Source organism: Streptomyces scabiei 87.22, assembly GCF_000091305.1.
Lineage (GTDB): Bacteria > Actinomycetota > Actinomycetes > Streptomycetales > Streptomycetaceae > Streptomyces > Streptomyces scabiei.
Genome location: NC_013929.1, coordinates 8,888,168 through 8,913,982 on the forward strand (window position 1 = coordinate 8,888,168; position 25,815 = coordinate 8,913,982).

Consider the following 25,815-nt stretch of genomic DNA (forward strand, 5'->3'; position numbering starts at 1 on the left):
GTTTGCGGTCAGGAATCCCGGGACTCTGTCGCCCGGGTTCTGGTACGGCTCCGACGTGGTGCCGGGGTCTGCGAGCGAGCTGAGAGAGTCGTATGGACTCCACCCCATCCCCCTCGTCTGCGTCACCGTTCGACATGGTCAGCAGTGCTTTGGGCCAGTACATGCCAGTCGACGGAGCGGCAGCGGCCGCCGGTTCCGCCGACCCTCAGGGGGACAACGGCGCCCGCCGAGCCGTATCCGACAACCCGACGCCCGTCGGTCAGGAGCAAATCCTCGGCGCGGTCAATCTGGACCGGGACCTGAGAATCACCCGCTGCAATCTGGGCGCCCCGGTCTTCGCGGGGGTGGAGGCCGTGGCCGGGAGCCCTTTCGTCGATCTCCTGCCTCCCTCGGACGTACCGACGGTCACCCGGCGGCTGCGGCAGGTCCTCGAGACACGTGAGCCGCACGTCGCCCGTGTCCAGCGCCTGCGACGCGGCGACGGTTCGGAGCTGGTGGTGTCGATGAGCATCCTGGCCGCCGCGGCGCCTCAGGAGGGGCTGACCGTCTCCCTGATCGCCATGGCCAGGAGGCTGCACCTGTACGCCGCCGAGACAGCGATCGGCACCTCGTTGGACATCGGCGAGACCGCGCAGTCGCTGGCGGAGTCCCTGCTGGCCTGGGGTGACGTGACCGCCATCGACCTCGACTTCGCCGTGTGGACGGGTGAGGCGGTCACCGATCAGCCGCAGGGGCGCCTCCGGCTGCGGCGGGCGGCCCTGGTGCCGGACCGGGCGTGGCCCGACGGCTATGTGACCCCGGGCGACGATCTTCCCGGCGACGCGAGTCGGCTGTTGTCGCAGGCCATACGGCGTGACGATGCCGCGCAGGCCGTCGTCGTACCCGACCGGGAAACGATCGAACGGGTGCTCGGCAGTCCTCGGCTGGTACGCGCCCTGGTGCCCGGCGACGAGGCGATGGCCGTGGTGTGCATACCGCTGGTCCTGGACGGCACGCCGCCCGTCGTCCTGGGTGTCGCGGAGGTCTGGCGGCGGGCGGACCGCCCCTTCGTGGACAGCGAGCTGCTCGACCTGCAGGAATTGGTGGCCAGGACCTCCCACCACGTGGACCTGGCCCGTCAGCACCAGCGCGAGCACACACAGGTACTGGCCTTGCAGCGCCGACTGCTGCCACGGTCCGGCGGCGACACCGTCCAGACGGCCAGCGTCTACCAGCCCGCCACCCCCGACAGCGCGGGCGTCGGCGGCGACTGGGTGAACAGCTTTCCGCTGCCGGACGGCCGTACCGCGCTGGTGGTCGGAGACGTCGTCGGGCACGGGCTGGGCGCCGCGGCGACCATGGGACAGCTGAGCATGGAGGCCCGCGCGCTGCTGTCAGCAGGGCTTGCGCCCGACGAGGTCCTGGAGCACCTGGACGAGACCGTGTCGCTGCTGGACGACGCGGAGTCCGGGTTGGCTGCCGGTTACAGCGCCCTCGGGTCGACCTGCTGCATCGCCGTGTACGACCCGGTCAGCCACCACGTGGCGGTGGCCAGCGCCGGCCACCTTCCCCCGGTCCTGGTACCCCCGGGCGGCCCCGCCGGCCCGGTCGCGATACGCCCCCACCCCGGGCTGGGCGCCGAGTTCGCGCTGCGGGAGCCGTACGACGTGTACGCGTTCTGTGCGCCCCCGGGCTCGCTGCTCGCCCTCTACACCGACGGCCTGGTGGAGGATCCCGCCCTGTCGATCGACGAAGGCATCGACAGGCTGACGGACGCCGTGTCCTCGGTGCACCCGTGGGACGCCCTGGAGCAGGCCGCGCGGCGCGTGGTCTCGGCGGTGGCGCCGAGGCGTCGGCGCGACGACGTGACTCTGCTGATCGCCCGCATGATCGGCTACCGCAAGGGGGACACCGCGACGTGGCGTCTGCCCGCCCGCGGCGACGCGGCCGCCCGGGCCCGCGCACTGGTCTCCGAGCTGCTGGGGCAGTGGGGTACCAGAGAGCACACCAGGGACAGCGTGCTGCTGGTGGTCGACGAACTGGTCGCCAACGCGGTCCGCTTCGCCGGCGGACCCATCACGGTACGGCTGATCAGGACCGGTCACGGGCTGCTGTGCGAGGTGGGTGACACCGGCAACGGCCGGCCGCGACTGGGCCCGGGCGGGCTCCTCGACGACGCCGGCCGTGGCCTGCACGTAGTGCATGGGCTCACCACCCGTTGGGGGGTGCGGTGGACGGACACCGGGAAGGTGGTGTGGGCTTCGGTCGAGCGGTGACGGGGTGTCGGCCGGGTGGTGTCGGGGTTTCGGCTGGGCGGTGATGAGGCGTCAGCGGGCTGGTGGCGAGGCTCCGGCCGGGTGGTGGCGTTGCTTCGGCCGCGTGGTGACGGGGCGCCGGCCGGGCGGCGCGGGAGTTGTTCGTCGGGCGGCGGCACCGGCGTTACGAGGGGCGCGAGTCCGCCCTACAGCCACTCCCCTTCCAGGGCGGTGGCGGTGAGGCCCGGGGCAGCCGCGTACAGGACAGCACGGCTGCCCGCCTTCTGCCCGTCGTCGTATGCCCTCCGCATGATGTCGAACACGGCGGCGCCTCCGCGGTTGCCGCTGGTGTAGCTGTCCCGGCTGTAGCGCAGGAGCCCCGACGGCCACCCGTCGGGCATGGTCTGCTCCATGTACTCCAGCACACGCGTCCCGCCGGGGTGGGCGAGCAGAACGTCGGGGTGCCAGGAGCCAGGGGCATCCTGGTATCGGAGGCGCAACCACTCCCACATCGCGGTGACCGTCTCCTGCACGGCGCGCGGCCCGCGCCGGTCCATCACGAAGTGTGTGCCGTCCTCCCGTGTGTCCAGGCGGTGCAGGTCCTGGGTGCCGGGCAGAGTGTGGTGCCAGGCGGCATCCAGCCGTAGTGTCGACTCGGGCCTCGGGCGGCCCGTGACCACCACGGCGACCGCGGTGTCCGCGAACAGCAACCGGACGATCAGGGATTCCAGAGTGTCGTCCGCGGGCTGGTAGGTCGTGCTCAGTGCCTCCGCGATCACGACCAGGACCACCCGGTCGGGGTCCGCGGCCACGAGATCCGCCGCCAGCGCCAGGGAGCGGGTCCCGGCTATGCACGCCCATTGCGTGGCCGGCAGCAGCAGCACGTCGCGCCGGAGCGGGAGTCTGTTGGCGAGGGAGACGTCCAGCCCTGGCAGTGCCGGGGTGGTGGAGTGACTGGTGATCAGACAGTCGACGTGCGCGGCGTCCAGTCCGGCGATCTGCAGGGCCCCGCGCGCCGCACGCTCACCGTAGGACTGCACTGCCGACCAGGCCGGAGCGGTGCGCTCCTGGACGGTCTGCGGTGCGGGTATCGCCTCAAGGGCGGCGATCACGCGATCCACGTCCTGTTCGGTGAACCCGTCACCGGCCAGCGCCTCTCGGGCCGGCCCGATGCCGACGGCCAGCAGGCCGCTTCCGCTGCCGGGCGCGACGGCGGCCTCCAACGGCAGCATCCAGCCACGGGTTTCGATGCCCGCACTGTCCGCGATGCCGTCGATGCGCGGCGCCCACGCCGCGTTCGGGTGCCGACCGCGCACTTCGTCCACGATCTGGCTGGTCCGCACGGCGTGCTTGCCGTGTATCACGGAAGGCGGGCACAGGTAAGCGGCCATGATTGGCCCCTTTCTACAGAGAACGAGGTTGATTGCCACGAGCGCTGTGTCATGGGCCACTTGGAGAAGATTCATTCGATTCCACGACAGTGCGCACCGGTTCAGGACTCGGCGTCCGTTTCGAGCATGGATGTATTCGGGGCGTTTGCGCTGTGATCTGGGCAACTCAGGACGTTTAGCGATGCGTGACACGCCGCACACTGCGGCAGAGGGGGCCGGCGCGGTTCCGCGCCTGCCCGACATGCCACCGGTGGACCTCGCATCGCCGCCACCGCGGCTCACCACGGCCTGGCTGTCTTCCACGACGAGGAGCCCGGTGGTGCCGATCCGTAGCGTCCCACACCCGTAGGCGCGGTATCCCGGGTCATGAAACGCGGTGGTACGAGTTCGGCGAACCCGTGGTGCCCCTGGTAGGGCACGCGAGGAGCGGGGCGAGAAGTACGTCGAACTCATGGGCCGGGGAAGGGCCCCGACACGTGGCCCCGGGGCTGTGCGAAACCCAGCCGTCGGCAGAGGCGCCCTTGCCGTGGCCTGCGGCCGCGCAGGCGCGTCCACCGACGACGACTCCGCCGAGACCTTGGGCATGGGATGGGCATCAGACGCAGGGAGCTGGCATCACCAGGCTTCGATAGACCCGGTACGGCTGGGACGACGGCGTGGCCCAGGCCGAGTTCGGCAAGGAGCAGGGCCGTGTCCCAGTCGGCGACACTTGTGTCCGAGCCGGTCCGGATCCCCCTTTCGGTGAAGACGGTGTCCAAATGGGCGCCGGAGGTGGAGTTCGGCGGTAGCCGGATAAGAACGGCTAACTCAATGACCGGAGTTTGCCGGTGGTGAAGGGTCGGCCCGCCGTGCGATCACCCACGCCGCGTTCGGCGTCCGGCTGCTCTGCCAAGTCGACGAGTTCAACCCCTCCCGGCAGGTAGGTGACGACTCCCTGACCTTGGCGTCGCCGACGTCGGAACGGGTTCGGCCATGACCGTCAGCGGGCAAGGCACTGAACCAGACTTGCTCTCCGCAACGGAACCATCACGAACGGCGCTCGCTGCATGCGAAAATCCCACAGATCGATCATCACCGTGGAGGGGGCGTACCACCCGCCGCGCCAGGGGAGGGGGAGCCCCGCATGGTCCTGTTGTCGAGTCCGAAGTGGCCCACCCTGCCCGACTACCTCCATGACTGGGCGCTGGTGGACGTGGAGACTTCCGGGCTGAGACCGGGCCGGGACCGTGTCCTCTCGCTCTCGATCCTCACCCTGGACGCACAGGGCAATCAGACAGGGGAGTTCTCGACCCTTCTCAACCCAGACTGCGATCCGGGCCCGGTGCACGTCCACGGCCTCACTGCGGACCGTCTCGCCGGCGCGCCCGCTTTTGAGGAGATAGCCCCGCAAGTGGGGGCACTTCTCAGCAGCCGCGTCCTGGTTGCCCACAACGCGCAGTTCGACTATGACTTCCTGGCTCACGAGTTCGCCCAGGTCCGCTCCTGGGCGCCGGTGAGCAGGCGGTTGTGCACGCTGGCCCTCAACCGTCTGGTCGGGCCCGCGACGCCCGATCTGAAGCTGGGCACGCTCGCCGCGCACTACGGTGTGCGTCAGGAGAAGGCCCACGACGCGCAGGACGATGTACGGGTGCTCTCGGGCATCCTGCGCGGTTCCTTGAGCGCTGCCGAGCAACTGGGCCTGGCCTTGCCCGTCCTGGGGTGTCCGCCTCGCCAGGACTACCGGCCGTACGTGCCGAAGACACCCTGTGCGTACCGCAATCCGGGCCGAATGGCACCTGGCGGGCCGCTGGTGCAGGGCATGAAGGTCGCCATCACCGGCGACACCAGGGTCTCGCGTGAGGAACTCGTCGCCCGCTCGGTGGCGGCCGGGCTCAACATGATGACCTCGGTCAGCGGCCAGACCAGCGTCGTCGTGACCAACGCCCCCGGCACTGGATCTGCCAAGCTGAAGCGAGCCGCGGACGAGGGGGTCCCCCTCGTGGACGAGCCGACTTATCTGCGGCTGCTGAAGATCCTGCAGCCCGGCCAGGCCAAAAGCGTTGCCCGGCAGCGCTCCGCTGCGCAGACGTCCGCGGGCGCGCCCACCGCACCGCCCGCGCCGACGCCTGCTGTCCCGGTCCAGCGGACTGCCGCACCGACCGAATCCGCGATCACTGCGGATCAGCCGCTCACGGGCCGCAGGGTCCTGGTCCTGGGCGGCACGCACGATGAGGCCGCGAAGGCACGCGCGCGTGCTGTCGCCCTGGGAGCTTCCGTGGCGGTCAACCTCTCCGCCAGCGTGTCCGACGTCGTCGTGCTGCCCGGCGGGGAGGCGGACCGGCGCATGAGTCGTATCGCCGCTCTCGGCCTGCGCGTGTACGACGCCGACTGGCTGTTCGCGCCCACCACCACGGCGATTCCCTCGCCCGCCCGGGACGCGGCAGGAAACCGGCCGGACACGGCGGCGGTCCTCGTGCGAGGCGCCGTCCTCGATCTGCCTGACACCGGCACGGCCTGGACGGTGTCCGCCGCGTGGCGTCAGCAGACCTCGTGTGACGTGGATGTCGTCGCCTTCGCGGTCGACGCGGGCGAACAGGTGGCTGGAGACGAGGACTTCGTCTTCTACGGCGCGCCCGAGCATCCCGATGGCACCGTACGGCTCGCCACAGACGGTCCGACGGAGCAGGCCGTCACCGCCGACCTGGAGCGGCTGGCCTTGGAGGTCCACCGGGTTGTTATCGCCGCCGCGATCGACGGCGCCGCGACCTTCGCCGATGTCGGGGCCGTAGAGATCACCGCCGCCCGCGGGATCGGCGCGGCCCCGACCGCGCGGGCCACCCTGGATGCCGCCACCACGGAGCGCACCATGATCCTCGCCGAGCTTTACCGGCGAGGAGAGGGCTGGCGGCTGCGTGCCATCGGACAGGGGTACGACCACGGCCTCGCGGACCTCGCTCGCGGCTACGGTGTCGATGTCGCGGAATAGCCGACAGGTCTCTCTGGCGGAGCCGCTGGTCCCCCTTGAACGAACGGCAGCACGCACATCTTCGTCGACTTGCCGACGGAGGGGACTTCGGAGACTGGGAGCCGGGTGAGTGGCGGTCGGCCTATGGGCTGCGTGATCGAGGGTTGTTGGCGATCCAGCGTGGCGAAGACGGAGCGCATTTACAGGTTGAAGTTTCCCCGTGATGCTGGACACTCGAGGCTTACGCTGCGAGGGCATGCTCTTGCTCGTGTCGCTGACGGGTCTCCAGCGGGGTGAGGTAGCCCCAGACTGGATGCCTTCGCAGCCGCTTGCGGTTGTAGAAGGTCTCGATGAAGGCGAAGATCTCAGCGCGGGCAGTGGTCCGGTCGGGCCAGCGGCGGGTGCCGATCTCCGCTTTCAGCAGCGCGAAGAAGCTCTCGGCGGCGGCATTGTCGTAGCACGAGCCGGTTCGGCCCATGCTCTGCCGCAGGCCCAACCTGCTTATTTCCCGGCGGAGTTCGTCAGAGGTGTACTCGGCTCCGCGGTCCGAGTGCACGATGCAGCCGGTCTGTAGCCGACCACGTCCGGCGGCCATCGTCAGTGCGTCGACCACCAGAGAGGCGCGGTGGTGGTCGGCCATCGAGTAGCCGACGATCTCGCGGGTGGCCAGGTCCAGCCAGGTCGCGAGATAGAGCCAGCCCTCGTCGGTGGGGATGTAGGTGATGTCACCGACCAGTTTCCGCCCCGGGTCGGCGGCCGTGAAGTCACGGCCGATCAGGTCGTGAGCGGGCACCGCCTTCCTCGCTGGACGGGTCAGCGACCGGCGCTTGCGCCGGGTGACCCCGGTGATGTCGCACTCACGCATGATCCGCTCCACTCGCTTGCGGTTGACCCGCCGGTCCATCCTGCGCAACTCGGCATGGATACGCGGCACTCCGTAGGTGCACCGGGAGGCTATGTGCAACACGGTGATCTCGTGGGCCAGGGCGTCGTCGGCGGCCCGGCGGGCGGCGCGGGCCGGCTCGCCGGCCAGCCAGGCGTAGAAGGAGGACCGGGCCACCTTCAGCAGCCGGCACAGCAGAGCAACGTTGTGGGTGGTCTTCTCCGCCTCGATGAACGCGTACACCTCGCTCATCGATCGCTCTCCTTCGCGAAGAAGACCGCCGCTTTTCGCAGCACCTCGATCGTCTCGGCCTGCTCACGGTTCTGCCTCCGCAGCCGACGCAGCTCTTCCCGCTCCGCGCTCGTCAGCTCACCCGGCGACCCCTGCCCGCGGTCGATCGTGTCCTGCTTGACCCAGTTCCGCAGCCCCTCGGAGCTGACCCCGATCTCCCGAGCCACCTCGGTGACGGTCTTGCCGGAGGACCGGACCAGCGCGACCGCGTCGCGCTTGAACTCCTCCGAGTACCGCCTGCTGCGGTTGCTCTTACTTCCCACCTGGCACTACTTCCTCTGGAACCTCATGTCCCAGTCTCCAGGTGTCCAACATCAAGGGGAAGCTTCAGGTCGCCGAGGCAGGGACATTCTATCTGCGGAACGGCCACCACCCCGAGCATCGCGTCCACGCAAAGCGTGCGGCTGCGGACGCGACAGGCGGCAAGCCATCGACTGGGCCGACTTCGTACAGCGAGCGCCCCTTCGCGCGTGCGCGACGCGCGAAGGCGACTGAACTCGTCGAACGACTAGTGGCCGAAGGGCGCGTGATCGTGAGTGACCCCGACGAGGACGAGATCGGGAGACCACCGTCAAAGACGCCGCACTGTAGGGCGACTGCGGCAGCATCGATGGTGCAAGTCGTGTTCACGGGACCTTTCGGGCGTGGGATCGGTTCGACAGCCGCGTGTACCTCCGGGGTTCCCTGCATCACCTACGGTGGTGTTACCGCCGGACTGTGGCCCCTGCCCCCGTGGGAGACGGACAGGGGTACCGCTCTGCGCAGCAGGGAGAAGCCCGACCTCAACCCGCCCCAGACCAACGCTTCTCCCCGCACCATCTCTGCACACAGACAAGGGCAAAGCCGCGCCGCGGCGACTTGTTCGCTACTTTGCGGTTGCCCTAACGGAGTTTGGTGCACACCAACAAGGACAATCCCGACCGTCAGGTTCGGCTGAGCTTCTTGGGCTGAGCAGAAACGCGCTGGGCGGGACGCTGAATCTTCGTGACCTGCGGTTCGAAACGATGGCGTCCTGCCGAGTGGAGTAGCCGATCATGTTGACGGAATCCGCAGGTCGCGACACGAATCGCCCTCGTCGGAGGCCCTGTTGGGGCTCGCCGAGCCGGGATCAGCAGCAATCGCACGCCGGACCGCGGCGGGATGTACCGGACAGCTCCGAAGCGGAGGCAACGGACCGAGATCGGCTACGCCACGACGCGGGACACGACGACACGTTCGGTTGCCCTCCGGGAAGTGGTGCAGGGGCTCCCACCTGATCCGGGTGTTCGGCCTGGCGGATATGAGAACGGCCACCGGCTGATCTCCTTCGAGATGTCGAAGTTCGAAGGAGATCAGCACGATGACCGCACCAGACAGTCTGCCCCTGCACGCCCTCGTCGAGGACGACCTCGCCGCGGCGAGTCCGATCTGCTGCGCGCGGTGGTCATAACGTTCGCCGACGCGCTCATGTCCGCGGATGCCGACGCCCTCTGCAACGCGGAACACGGGCAGGTCAGCAACGACCGCGTCACCACCGCAACGGCTACCGCCCGCGCGAGTGGGACACCCGGGCGGGAACGGTCGAACTCGCCGTCCCCAAGTTGCGCCAGGGCAGTTACTTCCCGCACTGGCTTCTCGAACGCAGGCGGCGGGCGGAGCAGGCCCTGATCTCGGTGGTGGCGACCGCCTACCTGCTGGGCGTCAGCAACCGCAGGCTCGAGAAACTCGCCGAGTCCCTCGGGATCACCCAGCTTTCGAAGTCCCGGGTCAGCGCCATGGCTACTCTCAGAGCTGCGTACGCATACCGGATGGGCCGTTCGCAGTTCATTTCCCGCTCCGGCTGTGGTCGTCCGCCACTGGCCTGATTGGCGAGGGCGCCGACGTGCGCTGGCAGGCGTTCCTGAGGTGATTCGCTTCGAGCACCTCAGACAGATCAAACAGACCGGGTGGACCCAACCGAGGCTGCGGACCCCCGAGGTCGGCGAACGCTGGACCCGGCTGATCATCGCCGCGCACACCCGGATCCGGCTCCTACGGAGGGCCGCCGCCGACTTGCGACGGCCGTGGGAGAAGCCCGCCGAGCCCGGCGGGCTCACCCGGCCCGAGTGCGCCGGGGGTTCAGAGAACTCCGCCCGCACTTCACTCGTCCGGCCCGTGCACCGAAATCCTCAACACCCGGACCAGGAAGCCCACTGCTCGAAGAACCGGCGGCCCGCCACCCGTTACGACATGGGCAAGACCGTGAAACGACCCGGGAGCATCATCGAACGAAACCCACTCAGACGTTGAAGAACCAACTCGGAAGCCGTTGCGCATCTACCGTCAGCGACGGCGAGTCGCGCCCTGAGCTGTGCATGCCGTTCATACCGGTCGGGGCTCTCGCTCCTACGGTGGAAGCACGGTGACGTGCGCACACCGGGCCTGCCTTTTCAGGGCTTCGGGTGGGTGGTGTGGGTGCGTCGGTGGTGGTCGTAGTCGTGGGTGTGTTCTTCGGCCCAGTTCTGCAGGTGTTGCAGTGCGGGGGTGGCGTCGCGGGCGAGGTCGGTCAGGGCGTATTGCACCGTCGGTGGGCGGCTGGTGTGCACGGTGCGGGTGATCAGGCCACCGGCTTCGAGGTCGCGCAGGGTCTGCGCGAGCATTTTGTCGCTGACGCCGCCGGCACTCCGGCGCAGCTCGGACCAGCGTTGCGGGCCGTCCATGAGGTCGACCAGGACCAGGGCGGCCCACCGGGCGGTGACCAGGTCGAACAGCTCCCTGCCGGGGCAGGCGGGATTACGGACGTTGCCTCGCGTGCTTTCCTGCACGTGCTCACCTCACCTAAAGGTATGTACTTCCCAGGAGAAAGTAACTCGGTCAGAGTGAGAGGACCAACCCCTGATCGTCAAGGAGTAACCCGTGGCAACCGACGACGCCGTGACCCGTGACGCGAACACCGTGACGGTGCTCGGCGGCCCCACCGCGCTGATCCGCCTGGCCGGCTGGACGCTGCTGACAGACCCGACCTTCGACGCCGCCGGCACCGAGTACCAGGACGGCCCGGTCCCGGTGCGCAAGACCGCCGACCCGGCACTGAAGCCCGGGGAACTGCCCGCTCTCGACGCCGTCGTGGTCAGCCACACCGGGCATCTGGACAACCTCGACACCGCCGGGCGTGCGGTGGCCTCCGGCGCCTCGCAGGTGTTCACCACCGTCGCCGGCGCCACCGATCTCGGGGGTGCGGCCGTCGGCCTGGAGACCTGGCAGACCCGGACTCTGTCGATGCCGGGCCGCACGCCGCTGAACATCACCGCGGTCCCCGCCCGCCACGGTCCCGTCGGCACCGAGGAACTCACCGGTCCGGTCACCGGCTTCCTCCTGCACACCGACGACGGCTCCACACCGAGCGTGTACGTCTCCGGTGACACCGTCGACCTGGACGCGATGAGAGCCCTGGCCGACCGGTACCGCATCGACGTGGCGCTGCTGCACCTGGGCGCGGCCGGCTTCGAGGCATTCGGTGACGTACGGCTGTCGTTGACCGCGGTCCAGGCCGTCGAGGCCCGCCGCCTGCTCGGCGACCCCCTCGTGGTGGCTGTGCACGCCGAGGGCTGGGCGCACTACACCGAAGACCGCGGCCACGTCCAGCAGACCTTCGACGCCGTCGGCGTCCCGCTGAACTGGCCCACCCCGGGCGAGCCCATCACCCTGCCGTACCCGCGCACCCTCTGACACCTCACCCAGGGCCGCCGCGGGCACACCGGCCCGCCCCTTCTGCGCCGCCGGAGACGCGGGGGCGTTGCGATCACCGCACTGCACGAGGGCCTCGCCACCGTGCCGGACGACGCCATCAGCTCGCACCACAGCGCCCGGCAGCTTCTGGGGCTGACGTCGCAAACCACGGGTCAATGGCTTACCTGGATCGGCCTGTAGCCGGACCGCCCGTCCGCAACGAAGGAAAGAAAGGAAAGAACATGAAGCCGGAAGTCGTGCACGAGCGCTTCGCCCAGTACCTCAAGGACCGGGACCTCGACGGACTGGGTTCCCTGTTCGACGAAGACGCCATGTTCGTACCTGGACCGGGACAGCAGCCGGTCTATGGCAGGGAAAGCATCAAGGAAGCGCTCAAGGTCTACCTCGCCTCGCCCAGCACCATGCAGGTGGTGGCCACGTCGGTCCATCAGAACGGCGACCTGGCGATGGTCCAGCCGTCCTGGCGGATCACGAGCGAGAGCGGCACCGTGGAAGGAAAGGCGGTCGAGGTGATGAGGAGGACGAGCGAGGGGGACTGGGTTTACATCATCGACAACCCCTACGGCGTCTGATCCTCGTCATCCCGGCATCACAGTCGGGCGACGGAACCTCGCCACGGCAGCGGCGGCCGCATCGACGTTCTCGATGCGGCCGCCGCTCGCTTTCCGGCGTCTTACTGATCTTTTCGTAAGTTCGGTGGGTGTGCTGGATGGATGGTCAGGCCGATGTGAGCGAGGAAGGACCATGGCAGTTGTGGGTTGTGGTTGATGCGGTGGATGCCTTGCTCGGTGGCGTCGGCGACGTTGGCGAGTTCGCGTTACTTGAGCGAGGACCACAGCAGTTCCACCGGGTTCAGCTCGGGGGCGTAGGCGGGTAATCGCTCCAGAGTGAGCCAGTCCTGCTCGGCGACCCAGGCGCGCATCGCCCGGCTCCAGTGGGCGGACAGGCCGTCCCAGACCAGCACCACTTGCTCGCCCCGGTAGAACGCCTTCATCTGCTCGAGGGCTTCGATGAGGGCGTGTCGTAGCTGCCGGGCCTGAGGTGGAAGCACAGGCGGGCCCCGCGTTCGGGTCGGTGGAGTGGTAGCCCAGGGCCCCGGCCATCGACGCCCGCTTCCAGTTCAGGCGGTGCCGCAGCAGTGGGGTCCGGCCGCGGGGTGCGTAGGTTCGGCGGATCTGGGGGAGCAAGGAAACGCCCGATACGTCGAGGAACACGATCCAGGCACGTGTGTTCATCGCCCCCTTTTGACGCGCGGCCACTCGTGCGCGATCCAGCGGGCAATCTCGGACTCGTCCCGCTCGACCGCCCTCCGCTCGGGACGTTGCGGACTCCACCCCAGCCGACCGGTCAGCAGACGCCACACCGACGCCCTCGACAACGACACCCCCGTCACCCGCTCGACGACCAGGCCGACTCGCTCCAGGGTCCACAGGTCGGCCTCGAAACCATGAGCCTGAGCTCCTCGCGCCAACGCGGCCCGGACCGTCTCGACCTGGGCGTCGTCCAGTTTGGGCGGGCGACCGGTGGCCGCACGCCGCCGCAGGGCCGAAACGCCGCCCTCCTCCCATACTCGACGCCACCGTCGCACACTCTCGGCACACACAGCCACCGCCCGCGCGATCGCCGCATTCGAGGCGCCCTCCTCGAACAACTCGACCGCCCGAACGCGCCGTGCCTCTGTCAACTGAGGCCGCGACAAGGGAGGAAGAGACGAGCCGGCAGCCGAAGGCGAGGGTTGATAAGCCACCCCGAAAGCCTCCCACTCGCAAGGTCGGCACACCCATCGAACTTACGAAAAGATCAGTAGGATGAGTGCGGGCACATGTGGGGCGGGCGACTGGACGCCCCGTCGTGGGCCAGTTGTCGGTCACGGTGGGAATGGAAGGTGGCGTGCCAGCTCGGTCAGTTCGGCTGGAGTCGTCGTGTCCGTGCGCGACCATTCCTCGTGCACCGCGTCGGCCAAGCGGTGCTCGTCACGCGTCAGGCCCTCCGCCGCCAGCCACCGCAACTGATCCAGGAGCGCGGACCGCACCTTGGAGTCCTGGGACTCCAAGGCCCGGCAGGCGAACAGATGGGCGGTGCGGGACGGGCTGGGCGGGAGCGATGCAGCGAGTGAGCGGGCCGTCCGCAGCGAGGTTTCGCGCTCGCCGTCCGACATGGACGAGCGCAACACCATACGCAGCAGACGGTGCAGTTGCATGGTTCCGGTGCGGTGGTCGATACGGGCCAGGGAATGGCGGTTGATCTCGCGTACGGCCCGGGAGACCGCAAGGAAACCGCCCGCCGGCGCGTGGTCGCCGTCGAGGTGGCGGAACACCGACGTCGGCACGGGCTCGGGAGCCAGCCAAGCGAGGGCGTGGAGCAGTTCTACGGCTGTGAGGTTCTCCTCCCGCAGCCGGTCCAGGGAGAGGTTCCATGCCGCGCTGACGCTGTGCTGGTAGTCGTACGGAGGTGTCTCGTCGAGGAGCGCCGCGAGCTGCCGTTGGAACAGCGCGAGATATTCGCTCACCGGCATCCCGGTGTCCAGCAACCAGGCCACTGCCAGCGCCAGGGCGAGAGGGAGGTCGCCCAACGTCTCGGCCAGCGCGTCGGCCTCGTGCTCGTCGAGGCGGGGATTGCGGCGGCGTACCAATGTCGTGCTCTCGTCTCGGCTGAACACGTCGACCTCCAGCGTCCGGGCGACATGCGCCCACTGCGGCGAACGCGCGGTGACCAGCACGGCCCCCGGGCCGCCTAGAGGGAGGAAGGGCCTGACCTCCTCGACGGAATCGGCGTTGTCGAACACCAACAGCCACCTCCGCCGCAGGTCACCGGCGCGCAGCGCTTCCCGTACGACGGACACTGCTTCGTGGCGGGCGGTCTCGGGGGTGAGCGGCAGGCCCAGCGCCCTGGCCAGGTCGTGGAAGCCTGAGGGAATCGTCGAGGGCCGATCGGCGCGGATCCACCAGACGAGGTCGTATTCGGAGCTGTGCCGGTAGACGTATTCGACGGCGAGCTGGGTCTTGCCCACGCCGCCCAGGCCCGTCAGCACATGGGCCGCCTCCATCGACCGGCCGGGGGCCAGCAGGCCGTGCAAGGTGTCCAGCAGGTCCTGCCTGCCGGTGAAATGCACGTTGCGGGGAGGCACTTCACCCCAGATCGTGGACGCGAGACGGTGCTCGGGCCGGGGGAGGGACGCGGGTGACGGCTCCGGCGCGTCCAGGCTGGGGGTGACCGATTCCGCGGCTGGGCGGCCCGGTCGGGAGATCGTCGTCTGTGGCCCCCCGTCGGGGACAGCGGAGCCCTGCTCCCTCTGAAGCGCCGCCCGGGTGCGCCGTACGGTGGCGCCATACGGGCCCGACAGTGCCGTCAGCACTGTTGCCGCGAGTGTGACCGACTCCCGGTTGCCGTCGGTGATCTCGGGCACCGGCGGCTGTCGTCCGTCGAGCGTGTCGATCAGGAAGCGCTGCCCGTCGCTCCACAGCTCGACGGGCATCGAGCGGCTCACCTCGCGCACGACTTGAGTGGTGTCCCGGAGGGTGCCGTGGGCGAGCAGTTCCTCCCGTACACCCGGCTTGAAGTCGAACGGGAAGTGGGCGGTGTCTGCTTCAGCCGTACGCTCGACCGGCTCCGGTACGTACCGCAGCAGGCCACAGGCGAGAAGTTCGCCCAGCTCCTCCGGCCCGGAGCCCGGCAGTACCCGCCGCACGGTATGGAGGGTCAGCGGCACCGGGGCGAGACGGACAGCCAGCCGGAACGCGGTCGGTGACAGGGCGGCCCGGGCGCGCCGCACGATGTCAGCGCCCGTGACCTCGAGAAGGGCGGGCGCCGCGGGCGGGTCCAGGGGCGCCTCACGGGTGGCCGCCATCACCGGCAGCAGCTCCGTGGCACTGACATTCATGCCCGCCATCAGCCGGGCCCAGCTGTGCAGCCCGCCGCCGTCGATCTCCAGCACCGGCACCGGGATGGCCTCCCGTTCACCGGGCTCCCGCAGGTCGGGGAGTCGCCGCCCGTCATCGGACCAGTACAGGGCGGCGTTGCTCGTAAGTGCGGCAGGGGCGCGCAGGTGCACCAGAGCGGTGGACACCCCGGTGAGAGGCCAGAGCTTGGACGGCATCACCTGCAGGACGGCCAGCGCCTGCCGCCGGCCGAGGTGGTGCAGCAAGGGCGTCACGGTGCCCCTGAGCCAGGCGGGACCGAGCCCGTCGGTCAGAACCAGCATGAGCCTGCTGCTGGCCGGGAAACCGAGGGCACGGGGGTCCACATCACGGGAGCGTGAGCGAAGCATGGGCACGGCGGGCGCGCCGTCCGGGCCGGATCCGTCGCCGGGGCCGGTGATCAGCTGAACGGTGCGCACGGACCGGAAGGCGCCGACGCGGGAGAGTAGTTCGGTGAACTCCCGGACCTTGTCCCGCCACAGGACCATGGTCGGGCTGTCGTCCACGAGCAGCACCACCTCGGTCCAAGCGCGGTCGTACGCGGGACGGAACACCGGCAGCCACAGGCCCCCCTCGACGGCGCGCTCGGCGGTTGCCTCCTCGTCCAGCATCTCCGTCGTCGCGGCGGAGATGCCCCGCCTGCGCAGAGGGCGCAACGCGCGCTCCACTAGGAGAGGGTCGGCGAGAGCCCGCTGCGGTGGCAGTGGGAGCGGCCCGGCGAGCTGCTGTCGGTGCCGGACCTCGGCCCGGTCAGCGGGTGTGCCGCTCTGGGGCGCCGGTTGAGGGGCGGCGGCGGAAGACCTCCATGCCTGGTCGTCCCGCCCGGGGAGCGGAGGCTCGGGTACGCCGTCCCGGAGGTGCTCCTGCGCCGTGGGTTCGGCCGGCGGCGGTCGTTCGGTGTCGGGGAGAACGGGGGTGTCCGCCTCCGAACCGTCGGGTGCCGCGCCTCCCCGGGGTCCCGCCAGCGAGGCCAGCCACAGGAGGTCGGCGATCTCCGTGGCCGTCAGACCGTCCGGGTGCACGGATTGCTGTTCGTCCACCGTGTGCCTCCCGGGCTGCATGGATCCGTTGATCAAGGGCGCTCCGCGACTGCCGGGCGGTCGGCGCCGGCGCGGACGGTATCGGTCAGTAGTCGTTCAGCCGCCGCCAGACCGAGGCCATCAACTCGTCCCAGCGACCGTCCCGCGGGGGCGGACTCCCCTGAGTCAGGAGATGGACGGCGTTGAGCAACTGGTCGATGGCCAGACTCCCGTGGGCGACGCTGCGCTCATGGAAGGCCGCGATGACGTCCCGGGCCTCCTCGGCGACCCGGGTGGAGAAGTGGGCCGCCACCATAGTGGCGAGCGCGTCGAGACCAGGGATGGGCAGCTCCAGCCGCAGACAGCGCCGCAGGAACGCCGGGGGGAACTCCCGCTCGCCGTTGCTGGTGACGACCACGACGGGGAACTCCCGGCACTGCACCCTGCCTTCCGTGATCGGTGCCCTGCCAAGGGCGTCCTCGGTCAGCACCGACACCTCCCTCTCGCGTGACCGGACCAGCTCGGGGACGACGTACGCGCCCTCCTCGAACACGCTCAGCAGGTCGTTGGGCAGGTCCATGTCGCTCTTGTCCAACTCGTCGACGAGGAGGACACGGGGCCGCGTATGAGGCAGGAGCGCGGTGCCCAAGGGGCCGAGGACGAGGTAGTCGCCGATGGAGTGGGGCCCGGCGAGGTGACGGGGATCAGCGGCCGGCGCCGCTGCGGTGGCCGACCTCGTGGACTCCCGCAGTACGGCGGTGTCCTGTACGCGGCCGATGGCGTCGTAGGCGTACAGGCCCTGCTGGAGAGTGGTGCGGCTGCTGACCGGCCAGTACAGCACGGGGCCGAGCTGCAGTTCATGGGCGATGTGGTAGGCCAGGGTCGACTTGCCGGAGCCGGGCGGACCCGTGACCAGGAGAGGCCGACGCAGACACAGCGCCGCGTTGACCACGTTCAGCGCCGCTTCGCCCAGGGGCGCGGTGTGGGCGAACGCGCCCAGCCTGCGGTCCGTCTCGCGCCCCTCCTGGAACGGCGGCGGCAGCGGCGGCCCGCCGTGGAAGGTGCGCCACGGCGGCGCGGGGGGCAGCTCTGCCGCTCCGTCCGGGCGGGGGACGCCGTCGCCGCGGAAGACACGCCACTCACGGGTGGCGCTGCTGTCTGAGGTGGGCACGCTCACGGGTTCCTCCCCCTGCCGGTGGCATGGTGGCGCGTCCGCTTCCGCCGTCCCGGCGGAGGTTCACGGACCTTCATCCTTCCCGAACAGACCGGTCATGGACCACCGATGCCGGAGGATTGCGTCTGTTCGGGCCGTTCGGCCCCTTCGGTACGGGCGAAATGCGCCAACTCCTCTTCCAGGCGGCGGGCGTGCGCGTTGTAGGGGCCGGAAAGCGCTTTGAGCACGGCGAGCTGCACGCGCAGGAACGGCTCGGAGCGCCTCGTGACCACGCTGGTGACCGGTTCCTGGGGGTTCCTCAGAAGCCGGTCCCAGCCCTGGACCTCCGAGACCCCCAGCTCGTGCTCAAGGAAGTGGGCGGCGTCCTGGAATGCGTCGGCGGTCGTCGACTTGTGCAAGGACGCGAGCAGTAACTCCCGTACACCGCTGCGGAACTCGAACGTCACGCGGTCGTGACTGCGTATCTCGGCGCGGTCCACGACGGGTACCAGGAGGCCCGCGATGAAGATCTCCGACAGCAGGTCCGGAGCCGTCCCCGGCAGCAGCCGGGACTGCACACGGTGCATCACCGGCAGGTTGAGCGGTACTCCGGACAATCGGGTGGCCAGCTTTTTGGCGTCCTTCGAGGCCGCACCGAAGTCCCGCAGCAGGTCCTGTGCCGTGGCGGTGACCGTGCGGCCGGATGGCTGCGGCGCGGGTGCGGCTGCGGCGGGCCCGGGGGCATCCGCCGACACCAGGATGGTCGGCAGATTGCTCCAGCCCTCGGGGCCCCGGGCGAGGAACTTCGCCCAGCGGTGCAGGTGGTGCTCGTGCATTGCCAGCACCGGCACTGCGATCGTCCCCGGAGCCGCGCCCTCGCAGTCGACCTGGGCTGCGGGCGCTCCCCGCAACGGTGAGCGCACCGCTCGGGGCTGGGGCGTGATCGCGGTGCTGGGCCACAGCGTCTCCGGCAGCAGATGAACGACGGCGACCGGGGACCGCAGAGCCCAGGAGTGGAGTCGGGGGACGACCGCACTCGTACGCCAGGCCATGGCCAGCCCGTCGGTGAGCAGGAGCACGGGGCGCGCCGTCCGTCCCGCACCGGGCGGGTCCGCGCCGTCCGGTGTTGGGATGTCGAGGGGCCCCGGCACCGCCTCCGTGTCGAGCGTGACCAGGGACTCCTGGCGGCACAGCCCCATGCGGACCAGCAGCGCGACGAGTTCTTCCACGACGGGACGCCAGAACTCCATCGCCAGGCTTCCGTCGGCCACCACGGTGATCTCCCAGCCGGCCGCGTCCGCGGGATGGGGTCCCTCCGACTGCCAGGCCGGGCCCGGTGCGGGTGGCCAGGCGAGGTCGCGCAGTGCCGCGCCGGCGGCGGACGGTGTGGGCAGCAGCGGCTGGAGTGCCGGGGCGATCCGGCGCTCCACGAGCAGTGCCGCCGCCGGCGACGTGTTCGGTGCGACCCAGGCCGGGCGGCGCAGCGACCGGCCCATCACCCACTGGCCGGCGGCTTCCCGGGCGCCTCCCGGGCCCTCGGGCTGAGCCGACTGCGTGTTCACGAACTGCTCCAGGGCGTACCGAGGGCTCCACCTGCGTCGGGCTGTTGCGTCGGGTCGTCCCACAGCACGACGACATGCCGGTCCAGCTGTCCGTCCCGCCGCAACCGCCCGAGGCGCTGCGGCAGTTCGGCCAGCCGCCCGCCCGACAACAGTTCCTCGGCGGCCGCGCGGAACCCGGGCCGCTGACAGTCGAGACGGTCCCACACCACGATCGGCAGTCCGTGCCAGAGGGCCGCGCGGACTTCGGCGTATCCGTCGCCGTCGTAGGAGCCCGGTGGTCTGCTCAGGACGCACGCGACCAGGCCCGGGTCGTCGTCGAGCGCGTCGGACATCCGCTCGACGGCTCCCCGCCCGTTCGACGAACTCCACAGGACGCGGCCCTCGCTGTGCAGCAGACGCTGCCATCGGGTGTGCCAGTGGCGGTGCGTGTCACGGGCCCGCATCCTGTCCAGACTGCGGACGACGACCGGGCGGCTCGGCACCGGGGTGCCGGGGACCGGTCCCCGCGGCTCGAACGTCTCCGGAACGCCCCATCGTTGCACCGGCGAGTTGAGCAGCTCTAATGGCAGGATGAACTCCACCGCGAGGCCCGACACTTGCTGCCAATGTGTCCTTTCCTCCGCGTCCGTCAGGGTCCGGACCACTGCCTGCTCCAGGTCGGCACGGGTCGCCACGCTCTCCGCCAGACGGTGGGGTGACCAGCGGTCCGGGTCGGTCTGTGCCCAGCAGGTGAGGTGGTAGCGATCGGGGTCCAGGGTGTCGGGGACGACCTGCACGACCACCGACCGGGTTAGCGGACCGGCCGACTGCCCGGCGAACTCGGAGCGGCATTCCTCCGCTTGACGGTCGTACTCGTCCTCCAGCGCGCTGTGCCGGGCCCAGGCGCGGGCTCGGGTCTCCAGTTGCCGGTGGCGCTCCTGACCCAGCTCCGATCGGACCTCGGGGGAGTGGACCAGCAGGAGCAGGAAGGCCAGAGCCGGTGGCAGACCGGACGGCGGTGCGTTCCACGTCGTCAGATGCACCAGGGCGAGCCAGGCCGTGCCGCCGGCGGGGCCCTCACCCGGTGGGAGCCTGCCCTCCGTCGCCCGGTTCACCAGTCGCGGCAGGTCGGCCGGCGCCAGAACCGAGAGGAGAGCCCGCAGAGCGTCCCAGTCGGTGTCGGGGTGGAACGACAGGGCCTGCCACTCCTCGGCGAGCTGCTCCACGGTCTTCGTCGTCTCGGGCAGGGCGCCCATGAGATGCAGCGTTCCCGCGAGGCCAGCGAGTCCGAACGGCTCCCTCATGCAGGCCCTGACGAGCGCTGTGACGCGATTGCGGGCGCCCGTGGCCGGCTGGCGGGCGTCCACGGCCGGGTGCTGTCCGAGGTGACGGCTCAGTTCGTCGAAGCGCGCGAGCCCCGCGTCGAACAGCACGGGATCACTCAGCAGCACGTCGACCACGTCGGATGCCACCCGCAGCCGCGCACGGTTGGCGGCCTGCCCCGGCTCGGGGCCGTCCGCCCGCACGTCCGTGTGGTCACGCATCACGACCACCGTCCGTCGCCGGCCTGTGCCCCGACGGAGCCTCGATGTACCGGCCCAGTCGCCGGCTGAGCGCCGTGGCCATACCCGTCAGGACATCCCTGACTTCGGTGCTGGTCACCTCACCGGAGGCGAGGCGGTCGGTGATCCAGGCCGCGGTGGTCCGTGCGTCGCCCGGTGGGCTGGTGTCCCAGGGGACGGGCAGCCAGTGCAGCACCACCTCCGTGGCGGCTTCGTGCAGGATCGGGTCCGCGGGTGTCAGGCCGTGCAGGATCGGCAGCCAGTCGCCCAGCAGTCCCAGCCCCACCAGCCGTGCCCGCTCCAGGCTGGGGTGGTCGCCCCGGGTATCCAGCTGTTGCAGCCAGGAGCGTGCTTTCCGCATGGCTTTCAGCTGCTGCCGCTCGCCGGCCAGCCGCCCGAACCAGCCCACGGCGGTGACGGCATGGGCGGCCAGGGCCAGCTCGACGATCCCGTGGTGCGAGTGGCCGAACGTCACCATGGTCCGGGCGGCCGACTTGGAGCGGGCCACAGTCTCGACGAACGGCCCCGCCTCCACGACCCCCGCATAGGCGACGGCCTGGACGAACCGCAGCACTTCGGCCGGGGAGTTGGACGCGGCGCCTCCGGTGGCCGCCGAACTGTCCCAGTCCACCGGGCCGTGTGCGAGGACACGGGCGAGGGCCTCCTGCGACAGCATCAGGCGTTCCGGACGGCCGACCGCTGTGAGCAGGAAGTCCATGCCGCTCATGTGGTCCATCGCGAGCCGATGGCTCTCCTCGTCGTCGCGCTCCAGGAGGGCGGCGAGCACCTCGTGACCGATGTCCGCGGCGTAGTACGTCTGGGCCCATGTCCCTCTCATCGCGTGCTGCGCGTCCAGGGCCCGCACTACGGGGGAGGCCTCGTGCAGCAGTTGGACGTGCAGCACGCGCGACTGCTGCCCCACCGCCCCGATCAGGGCGGCCAGCCCGTTCAGCCACAGCGGATCCTCGGCCCGGGGGCGCGCGATCAGATCTCTGACCAGCCGCTCGGCCAGGGGCATTTCCGCGAGGGCGAGACTCTCCACCACGGAGGAGGCGGCGAGCAACCGCGGCCCGGAGGATCCGGGGGTGACCAGGTCGAGCAACTGCCGGGGCGGAACCTCACCGTCGGACAGCAACCGGTGGGCGGCGGCGACCGCCTCCCGGTCGGACCCCTCGGCGAAGGCATCCATAGCCTGTCGGCGGCCGTCGCCTCCGGCGTCGGTCAGCAGCAGGCCCGCGAGCGGATCGCCGGGGGAGGCGGCGCGGCGGTGCCGGGCCGCGGTGGACAGCAGCTCCGACCAGTCCGGCAGCTCGCTCAACCCGGGATCGAAGCGATGGTCCAGCAGCACTTCCAGGGAGTCCGGGTCCTGCGACTGCGCCACGACGGACAGCAGCTCGCCGCGTTCCCGCGCCAGGGCGGCGCTGTCGGCCAGGCGCGCGGCTTCCTGGGCTTCCCGGTCCGCGGCGGCGAGCCGTCGGCGGCATGCCGTGTTCCGCGCCTTCCAGGCGTCGGGAGTGAGTTCCACATGGAGCGCGGTGAGCGCGGCGGCGGCCTCCCGGACGATCGGCCAGGGCCGCCCGGCGTCGAGGCAGCGTTCGGCCGCATAGCTGGACAGGGTGAGCAACTGCCCCTGGCCTATGGCCCGCAGGGCGGCGGCCTCCACCTCGACGGACACCGTACGGCGCAACACGGAGACGACCGCGCACCGCAGCGACCTCCGCGCTGCGTCCTCACCCGTGGCGCCGGCGCCGGGTACGGTGGCGCCCATGGCCCGCAGGCAGGCCACCACGGCTTCGGCGGGAGCGTCGTCGGATGACACCACGTCTTCGAGCGCCGACCAGGCGGTTTCGGCACGCAGCAGGGTGAGGGCTACGGCCGCGCGGTTCCAGTCCCGCCCCGCCGCCGGACCCGACGCCAGGACGCGCTGCTGCCGCTCGACGAACGTCCGCGTCAATTCGGCCGGCACCCAGGGCGCTTCACGCATCAACCACGCCGCGTACCGGGCGTCGGCGTCGGCGGCGCGCTGCCACACCCGTTCCAGGACCGCCCGGTCGACGCCCGGAAGCCCTACGAGCATGCGGGCCGGCTCCTGCCACTCGAACCGCAGGACGCGCCGCAGCAGTTCCGCCTCGTCCTGCGTCGCCAGCCGGGCCAGGAGACGCCCGGCGCAGTAGGCCTGGAACAGCTCGTGCCGGAACCGCACCAGTCCGTGCGCCACATCGAGGAACTGGGAGGCGATGACCTCGTCCACCACGGCCCGCCAGTCCTCGCGTACTTCGGCCAGCCGGGGCTCCATCCGCTTCAGCGGCATCGGGCCGTGCTCGACGAGCAGTTCGGCAACCGATTCCAGCACATCGAGCTTCTCCTCAGGAGCGAACCGCAGCTCCGGATGCCCGTCCGCCCGGTGCCGGTGGTGCCGCTCGGTCAGATACCACGTGGAGAACACGGCGAACAGCTCACCGGCCGTGCGCGGCGGCGTCGCGGTGGAGCCGTGGGACTCGACAGCCATCCACAGAAACAGCGGCGTGTGCAACAGCTCCAGCAGCCCGGCGGAGACCAGCCCCTCACCCGGCTCGCTCTCCCGGCGCCCGGACGGCGGGAGCCCTTCACCGAAGAGCGGCGTGAACCATGGCGTGCTGCTCCGGTCGGAGAGGAGTTCGGCCGCATAGCGACGGGCCTGTTCCGTCGTGACGGGGTGCAGGGTGATCACCGGCGCGTTGAGCGGTTCGGCCGCCGGAGCCGTGGGGTAGGCCGATGTGCGCTGACACAGGACCACCGGCGTGTCCCGGTGCCGCGCGCGCAGGTCCCGCAACCACCTCAGCACATCGGCGCGCTGGGGCGGGGGCACTTCGTCCAGGCCGTCGACCAGCAGCTGCAGCCCCCGCAGCGTCAGGAGCCGGTCGCAGGCGGCGCCACCGAGCAGGGCACCGGCGGTGCAGGCACGGGCCAGGACCTCGCCGTGGTCACCGGGTGGCGTCAGTGCCGTCGCGAGGTCCGCGGCGTGCATGGACAGCGGCATCCGCGGGGGCAGCGCGGGGTCCGTGGCTTCCCCGGTCACGGCCGAGGCATACAGACGCTCCAGTACTTCGAGAAGCGTCGACTTCCCGGCGCCCGCCTGGCCGACGAGGGTCACCGACCCGTAGCCGGCTGCGAGGCGCAGGGCATCCTGGGGCCGTTCGGGGGGCGTCCCGCCCGGTGCGCCGGAGGACGGCGCGAGCGCCTCGCCGGACAGGGATCCGCGCAGGGAGATGAACCTCGTCCCGGCGCGCAGCAGTTTGTTCAGCCGCTGCTCCGCGGCGTCGGCGCACATCACACGCACGGCCCGGTCGCAGGCCGCCCGCACCGCCTCCCGCACCGGGGGGTGTGCGCGACCGCCCGGCCGCCGGTCCAGTTCGGAGACGAGCTCCAGAAGCAGCCGCAGTTCGTCGTCGTGTCCCAGATCCAGCCCCGGGAGCACCCTGGCGGCCAGCTCGTGCAGTTCCGTCGACGGCCAGTAGGCGAAGCAACCCGGCACGCCGGCCTCCTCGCCCTCCAGGAACTCGCCCGCCACACCGGCGGCGATGAGCGCCGCCGCGACGGTGTGGGGTTTCTGCGCCTGGCGGGGCCATTTCAGGGTCCGGCAGGCCGCGAGCGTGAGCTGCGCCAGGTACTCACGCCACCACGGCTGCCTACCCTCGGCCGGATAGCCGTCGCGGGCAGCGGCGCGCACGTGCCAGAGAAGGCGAAACGCCACGCGGAAGGCCTGTGACTCCCCGGCGATGGCCCACCCCGGAGACTCGGCACCGCCGCTGTCTGCCTCCCGGCCGCCGTCCTCCTCGCCGTCGGCGCCGTGGCGGCAGGCGACGGCGAGGCGGCGGTTCAGCCGGATTAGTTCCGGTCGGCTCAGCGCCGGCGCCACCACGTTCCGCAGGAGATTGATCTCCAGCCAGGCGGGATCGCCCAGCAGGGGAAGATCCTCGTCGACCCGCGCGTGGTCGATGAGGTACGGCTGATCGTCGACCTGAAGCACCTTGCGGGGGGTGTACCGGTAGTCGGCGGTGAGCACATTGCGTGGATTGAGGTCGTCGTGGACGGTGGCGGTCACCCAGCCGTCCGTGACACCGCAGAGGATGGACCGCAGCCGGGCAAACGGATGACCCACGAGGTGCTCGCCGATGCGCAGCCCGTGAGTCTCCAGTACCGCTTCTTCGCCCAGCAGTTCGTGTACGAGACTCCAGTAGCCGAGGACGCGGGTGCTCACCACCCGGGCCCGCAAGGGCCCTTGCACCGTGCAGGTGCCGTCGGCCCGCACGTCGGAGACCTTCAGCTGTCTGGTGGCCTCCTTTGCCGGCCGCACCTCGATCCGAGTGTCGTCCGACGGGTGGACCGTCAGCACCCCGCTCTTCAGCCGTCCCTTCTGCACCGGTACGGAGATCCAGGACCCGACGGCGAAGCGGGGATCGCCGTCGCCCGTACCGGTTGAGCACGAGGCCGCGAACAGGTCCGCCGGATACACGTGTCGCACCGCGTCACCGGGCTGTGCGTCGTCGTCCAGCTCCACGACCAGGTCGGCGCCGAGCCGTGGGTTGAGCCGCTGAAGCCGTTCGCTGGTGGGGTGGGGGCGTGCCGCGCGGGACAGCGTTGCCCGCAGTCGCCGTACCAGCCGGTCCACGAGCAGCACCGCGCGGCGTGCAGCCTCCTCGGAACCCTCCATGGCCGACTGCGCTAGCTGCTCCAGGGTGACCACCGGAAACCCCGGTTCCCCCATCCGCTCGCTGACGTGCACATACACGACCGCCGCACGCTCCCCGGCCGGGGGTCCGCCGGGCTCCAGCAGGGACTCGCTCACCGCGGCGATCGCCGTGAGGTAGGCGGCTTTCAGCTCGGACATGTGGTCGCGGAAGGCCTGCCACTCGGTCCGGGAGGTCTCGGCGTCCTGGAGCTTCACCACGTACCAGACCTCGGATCCCGGAGAGCCGCAGAGGGCCTTGATCTCCAGAACCTGTGCCCCGCTGAGCCCACCGGAGATCTGCCGGACTACCTCCATACCGTGCACCGGCCCCGGCAGGCGGCCGTCACCCTCGCCCTCGCTGATGCCGTGCAGTACCCAATCGATCTCCGGCCGCTCCTCGTCCGGGATCTGGCAACCGGGCGGGAATCGCACTTCCACCTTGTCCGCCCCCATCCCAGTCG

The 25,815-nt window shown here is 70.5% G+C and carries 15 protein-coding genes and 3 pseudogenes; 6 read left to right on the plus strand and 12 right to left on the minus strand.

Features of this window, described 5'->3' with window-relative positions:
• Positions 1-92 precede the first annotated feature (92 nt).
• Entirely contained in the window at positions 93-2,255 is a 2,163-nt protein-coding gene (locus tag SCAB_RS38385; protein ID WP_041670112.1) for an ATP-binding SpoIIE family protein phosphatase, read from the plus strand.
• A 185-nt stretch (positions 2,256-2,440) separates the two neighbouring features.
• Here the strand turns inward: SCAB_RS38385 and SCAB_RS38390 are convergent, their stop codons facing one another.
• Positions 2,441-3,625: a beta-ketoacyl-[acyl-carrier-protein] synthase family protein gene (locus tag SCAB_RS38390; protein ID WP_013005427.1), complete on the minus strand. Its 1,185-nt coding sequence runs from the start codon at positions 3,623-3,625 to the stop codon at positions 2,441-2,443.
• Positions 3,626-4,074: 449 nt separating this feature from the next.
• Positions 4,075-4,422, minus strand: a pseudogene (locus SCAB_RS49475) (LysR family transcriptional regulator); the annotation flags it as partial.
• A gap of 326 nt (positions 4,423-4,748) precedes the next feature.
• On the opposite strand from SCAB_RS49475, the gene SCAB_RS38395 reads away from it, so the two are divergent.
• Positions 4,749-6,590, plus strand: coding sequence for a TerD family protein (locus tag SCAB_RS38395; RefSeq protein WP_013005428.1), 1,842 nt, complete (start codon positions 4,749-4,751; stop codon positions 6,588-6,590).
• A 220-nt stretch (positions 6,591-6,810) separates the two neighbouring features.
• Here SCAB_RS38395 and SCAB_RS38400 read toward each other — a convergent pair whose 3' ends face one another.
• Positions 6,811-7,704, minus strand: a complete 894-nt coding sequence (locus SCAB_RS38400) for an IS3 family transposase (protein WP_012998008.1) — start codon at positions 7,702-7,704, stop codon at positions 6,811-6,813.
• On the minus strand, positions 7,701-8,006 hold the full coding sequence (locus SCAB_RS38405) for a transposase (protein ID WP_013001075.1): 306 nt from the start codon (positions 8,004-8,006) through the stop codon (positions 7,701-7,703). The genes SCAB_RS38400 and SCAB_RS38405 overlap by 4 nt, the downstream gene beginning before the upstream one ends.
• 1,076 nt (positions 8,007-9,082) lie before the next feature.
• Between SCAB_RS38405 and SCAB_RS45650 the strand changes: the two are divergent.
• Both SCAB_RS45650 and SCAB_RS48810 read left to right on the plus strand, forming a co-directional pair.
• Positions 9,083-9,503, plus strand: a pseudogene (locus SCAB_RS45650) (transposase); the annotation flags it as partial.
• Between the two features lie 50 nt (positions 9,504-9,553).
• Positions 9,554-10,011: pseudogene (locus SCAB_RS48810) on the plus strand (NF041680 family putative transposase); the annotation flags it as partial.
• A gap of 140 nt (positions 10,012-10,151) precedes the next feature.
• Here SCAB_RS48810 and SCAB_RS38415 read toward each other — a convergent pair.
• The gene (locus SCAB_RS38415) at positions 10,152-10,526 is read right to left on the minus strand and encodes a winged helix-turn-helix transcriptional regulator (RefSeq protein WP_013005430.1); all 375 of its coding nucleotides are present in this window, start codon (positions 10,524-10,526) and stop codon (positions 10,152-10,154) included.
• Between the two features lie 91 nt (positions 10,527-10,617).
• Here SCAB_RS38415 and SCAB_RS38420 point away from each other — a divergent pair, with 91 nt between their 5' ends.
• Together SCAB_RS38420 and SCAB_RS38425 are read left to right on the plus strand one after the other, a co-directional pair.
• Positions 10,618-11,430, plus strand: coding sequence for an MBL fold metallo-hydrolase (locus tag SCAB_RS38420; RefSeq protein WP_049875807.1), 813 nt, complete (start codon positions 10,618-10,620; stop codon positions 11,428-11,430).
• 242 nt (positions 11,431-11,672) lie between these two features.
• Positions 11,673-12,023 carry a YybH family protein gene (locus tag SCAB_RS38425; protein WP_037722863.1) on the plus strand — a complete coding sequence of 117 codons (351 nt, stop codon included), beginning with the start codon at positions 11,673-11,675 and terminating at the stop codon, positions 12,021-12,023.
• Between the two features lie 245 nt (positions 12,024-12,268).
• On the opposite strand, the gene SCAB_RS48815 is transcribed toward SCAB_RS38425, so the two are convergent.
• The 7 genes from SCAB_RS48815 to SCAB_RS38460 all read right to left on the minus strand — a co-directional run bounded on the left by SCAB_RS48815 (position 12,269) and on the right by SCAB_RS38460 (position 25,786).
• On the minus strand, positions 12,269-12,502 hold the full coding sequence (locus SCAB_RS48815) for a transposase (protein ID WP_013005433.1): 234 nt from the start codon (positions 12,500-12,502) through the stop codon (positions 12,269-12,271).
• A 180-nt stretch (positions 12,503-12,682) separates the two neighbouring features.
• Positions 12,683-13,231: a winged helix-turn-helix domain-containing protein gene (locus SCAB_RS49480; protein ID WP_106437339.1), complete on the minus strand. Its 549-nt coding sequence runs from the start codon at positions 13,229-13,231 to the stop codon at positions 12,683-12,685.
• A gap of 87 nt (positions 13,232-13,318) precedes the next feature.
• On the minus strand, positions 13,319-16,408 hold the full coding sequence (fxsT, locus tag SCAB_RS38440) for an FxSxx-COOH system tetratricopeptide repeat protein (protein WP_013005435.1): 3,090 nt from the start codon (positions 16,406-16,408) through the stop codon (positions 13,319-13,321).
• Positions 16,409-16,493: 85 nt separating this feature from the next.
• A complete protein-coding gene (locus tag SCAB_RS38445; RefSeq protein WP_013005436.1) occupies positions 16,494-17,558 on the minus strand; it encodes an AAA family ATPase in 1,065 nt (354 codons plus the stop codon).
• Between the two features lie 98 nt (positions 17,559-17,656).
• Positions 17,657-19,102: an SAV_2336 N-terminal domain-related protein gene (locus tag SCAB_RS38450; RefSeq protein ID WP_037722884.1), complete on the minus strand. Its 1,446-nt coding sequence runs from the start codon at positions 19,100-19,102 to the stop codon at positions 17,657-17,659.
• Positions 19,099-20,625 (minus strand): VMAP-C domain-containing protein, encoded by a 1,527-nt coding sequence (locus tag SCAB_RS38455; RefSeq protein ID WP_060907572.1) that lies wholly within the window; start codon positions 20,623-20,625, stop codon positions 19,099-19,101. Before SCAB_RS38455 ends, SCAB_RS38450 begins: the two co-directional genes overlap by 4 nt.
• Positions 20,618-25,786 carry a hypothetical protein gene (locus tag SCAB_RS38460; RefSeq protein WP_148274245.1) on the minus strand — a complete coding sequence of 1,723 codons (5,169 nt, stop codon included), beginning with the start codon at positions 25,784-25,786 and terminating at the stop codon, positions 20,618-20,620. The genes SCAB_RS38455 and SCAB_RS38460 overlap by 8 nt, the downstream gene beginning before the upstream one ends.
• Positions 25,787-25,815 lie beyond the last annotated feature (29 nt).

Excerpts from the sequence above, each read along its gene's own strand:
- SCAB_RS38390 (WP_013005427.1), bottom strand. The coding sequence starts at position 3,625 with ATGGCCGCTTACCTGTGCCCGCCTTCCGTGATACACGGCAAGCACGCC.
- SCAB_RS38400 (WP_012998008.1), bottom strand. The coding sequence starts at position 7,704 with ATGAGCGAGGTGTACGCGTTCATCGAGGCGGAGAAGACCACCCACAAC.
- SCAB_RS38395 (WP_013005428.1), top strand. The coding sequence starts at position 4,749 with ATGGTCCTGTTGTCGAGTCCGAAGTGGCCCACCCTGCCCGACTACCTC.
- SCAB_RS38385 (WP_041670112.1), top strand. The coding sequence starts at position 93 with ATGGACTCCACCCCATCCCCCTCGTCTGCGTCACCGTTCGACATGGTC.
- SCAB_RS38425 (WP_037722863.1), top strand. The coding sequence starts at position 11,673 with ATGAAGCCGGAAGTCGTGCACGAGCGCTTCGCCCAGTACCTCAAGGAC.
- SCAB_RS38455 (WP_060907572.1), bottom strand. The coding sequence starts at position 20,625 with ATGCGTGACCACACGGACGTGCGGGCGGACGGCCCCGAGCCGGGGCAG.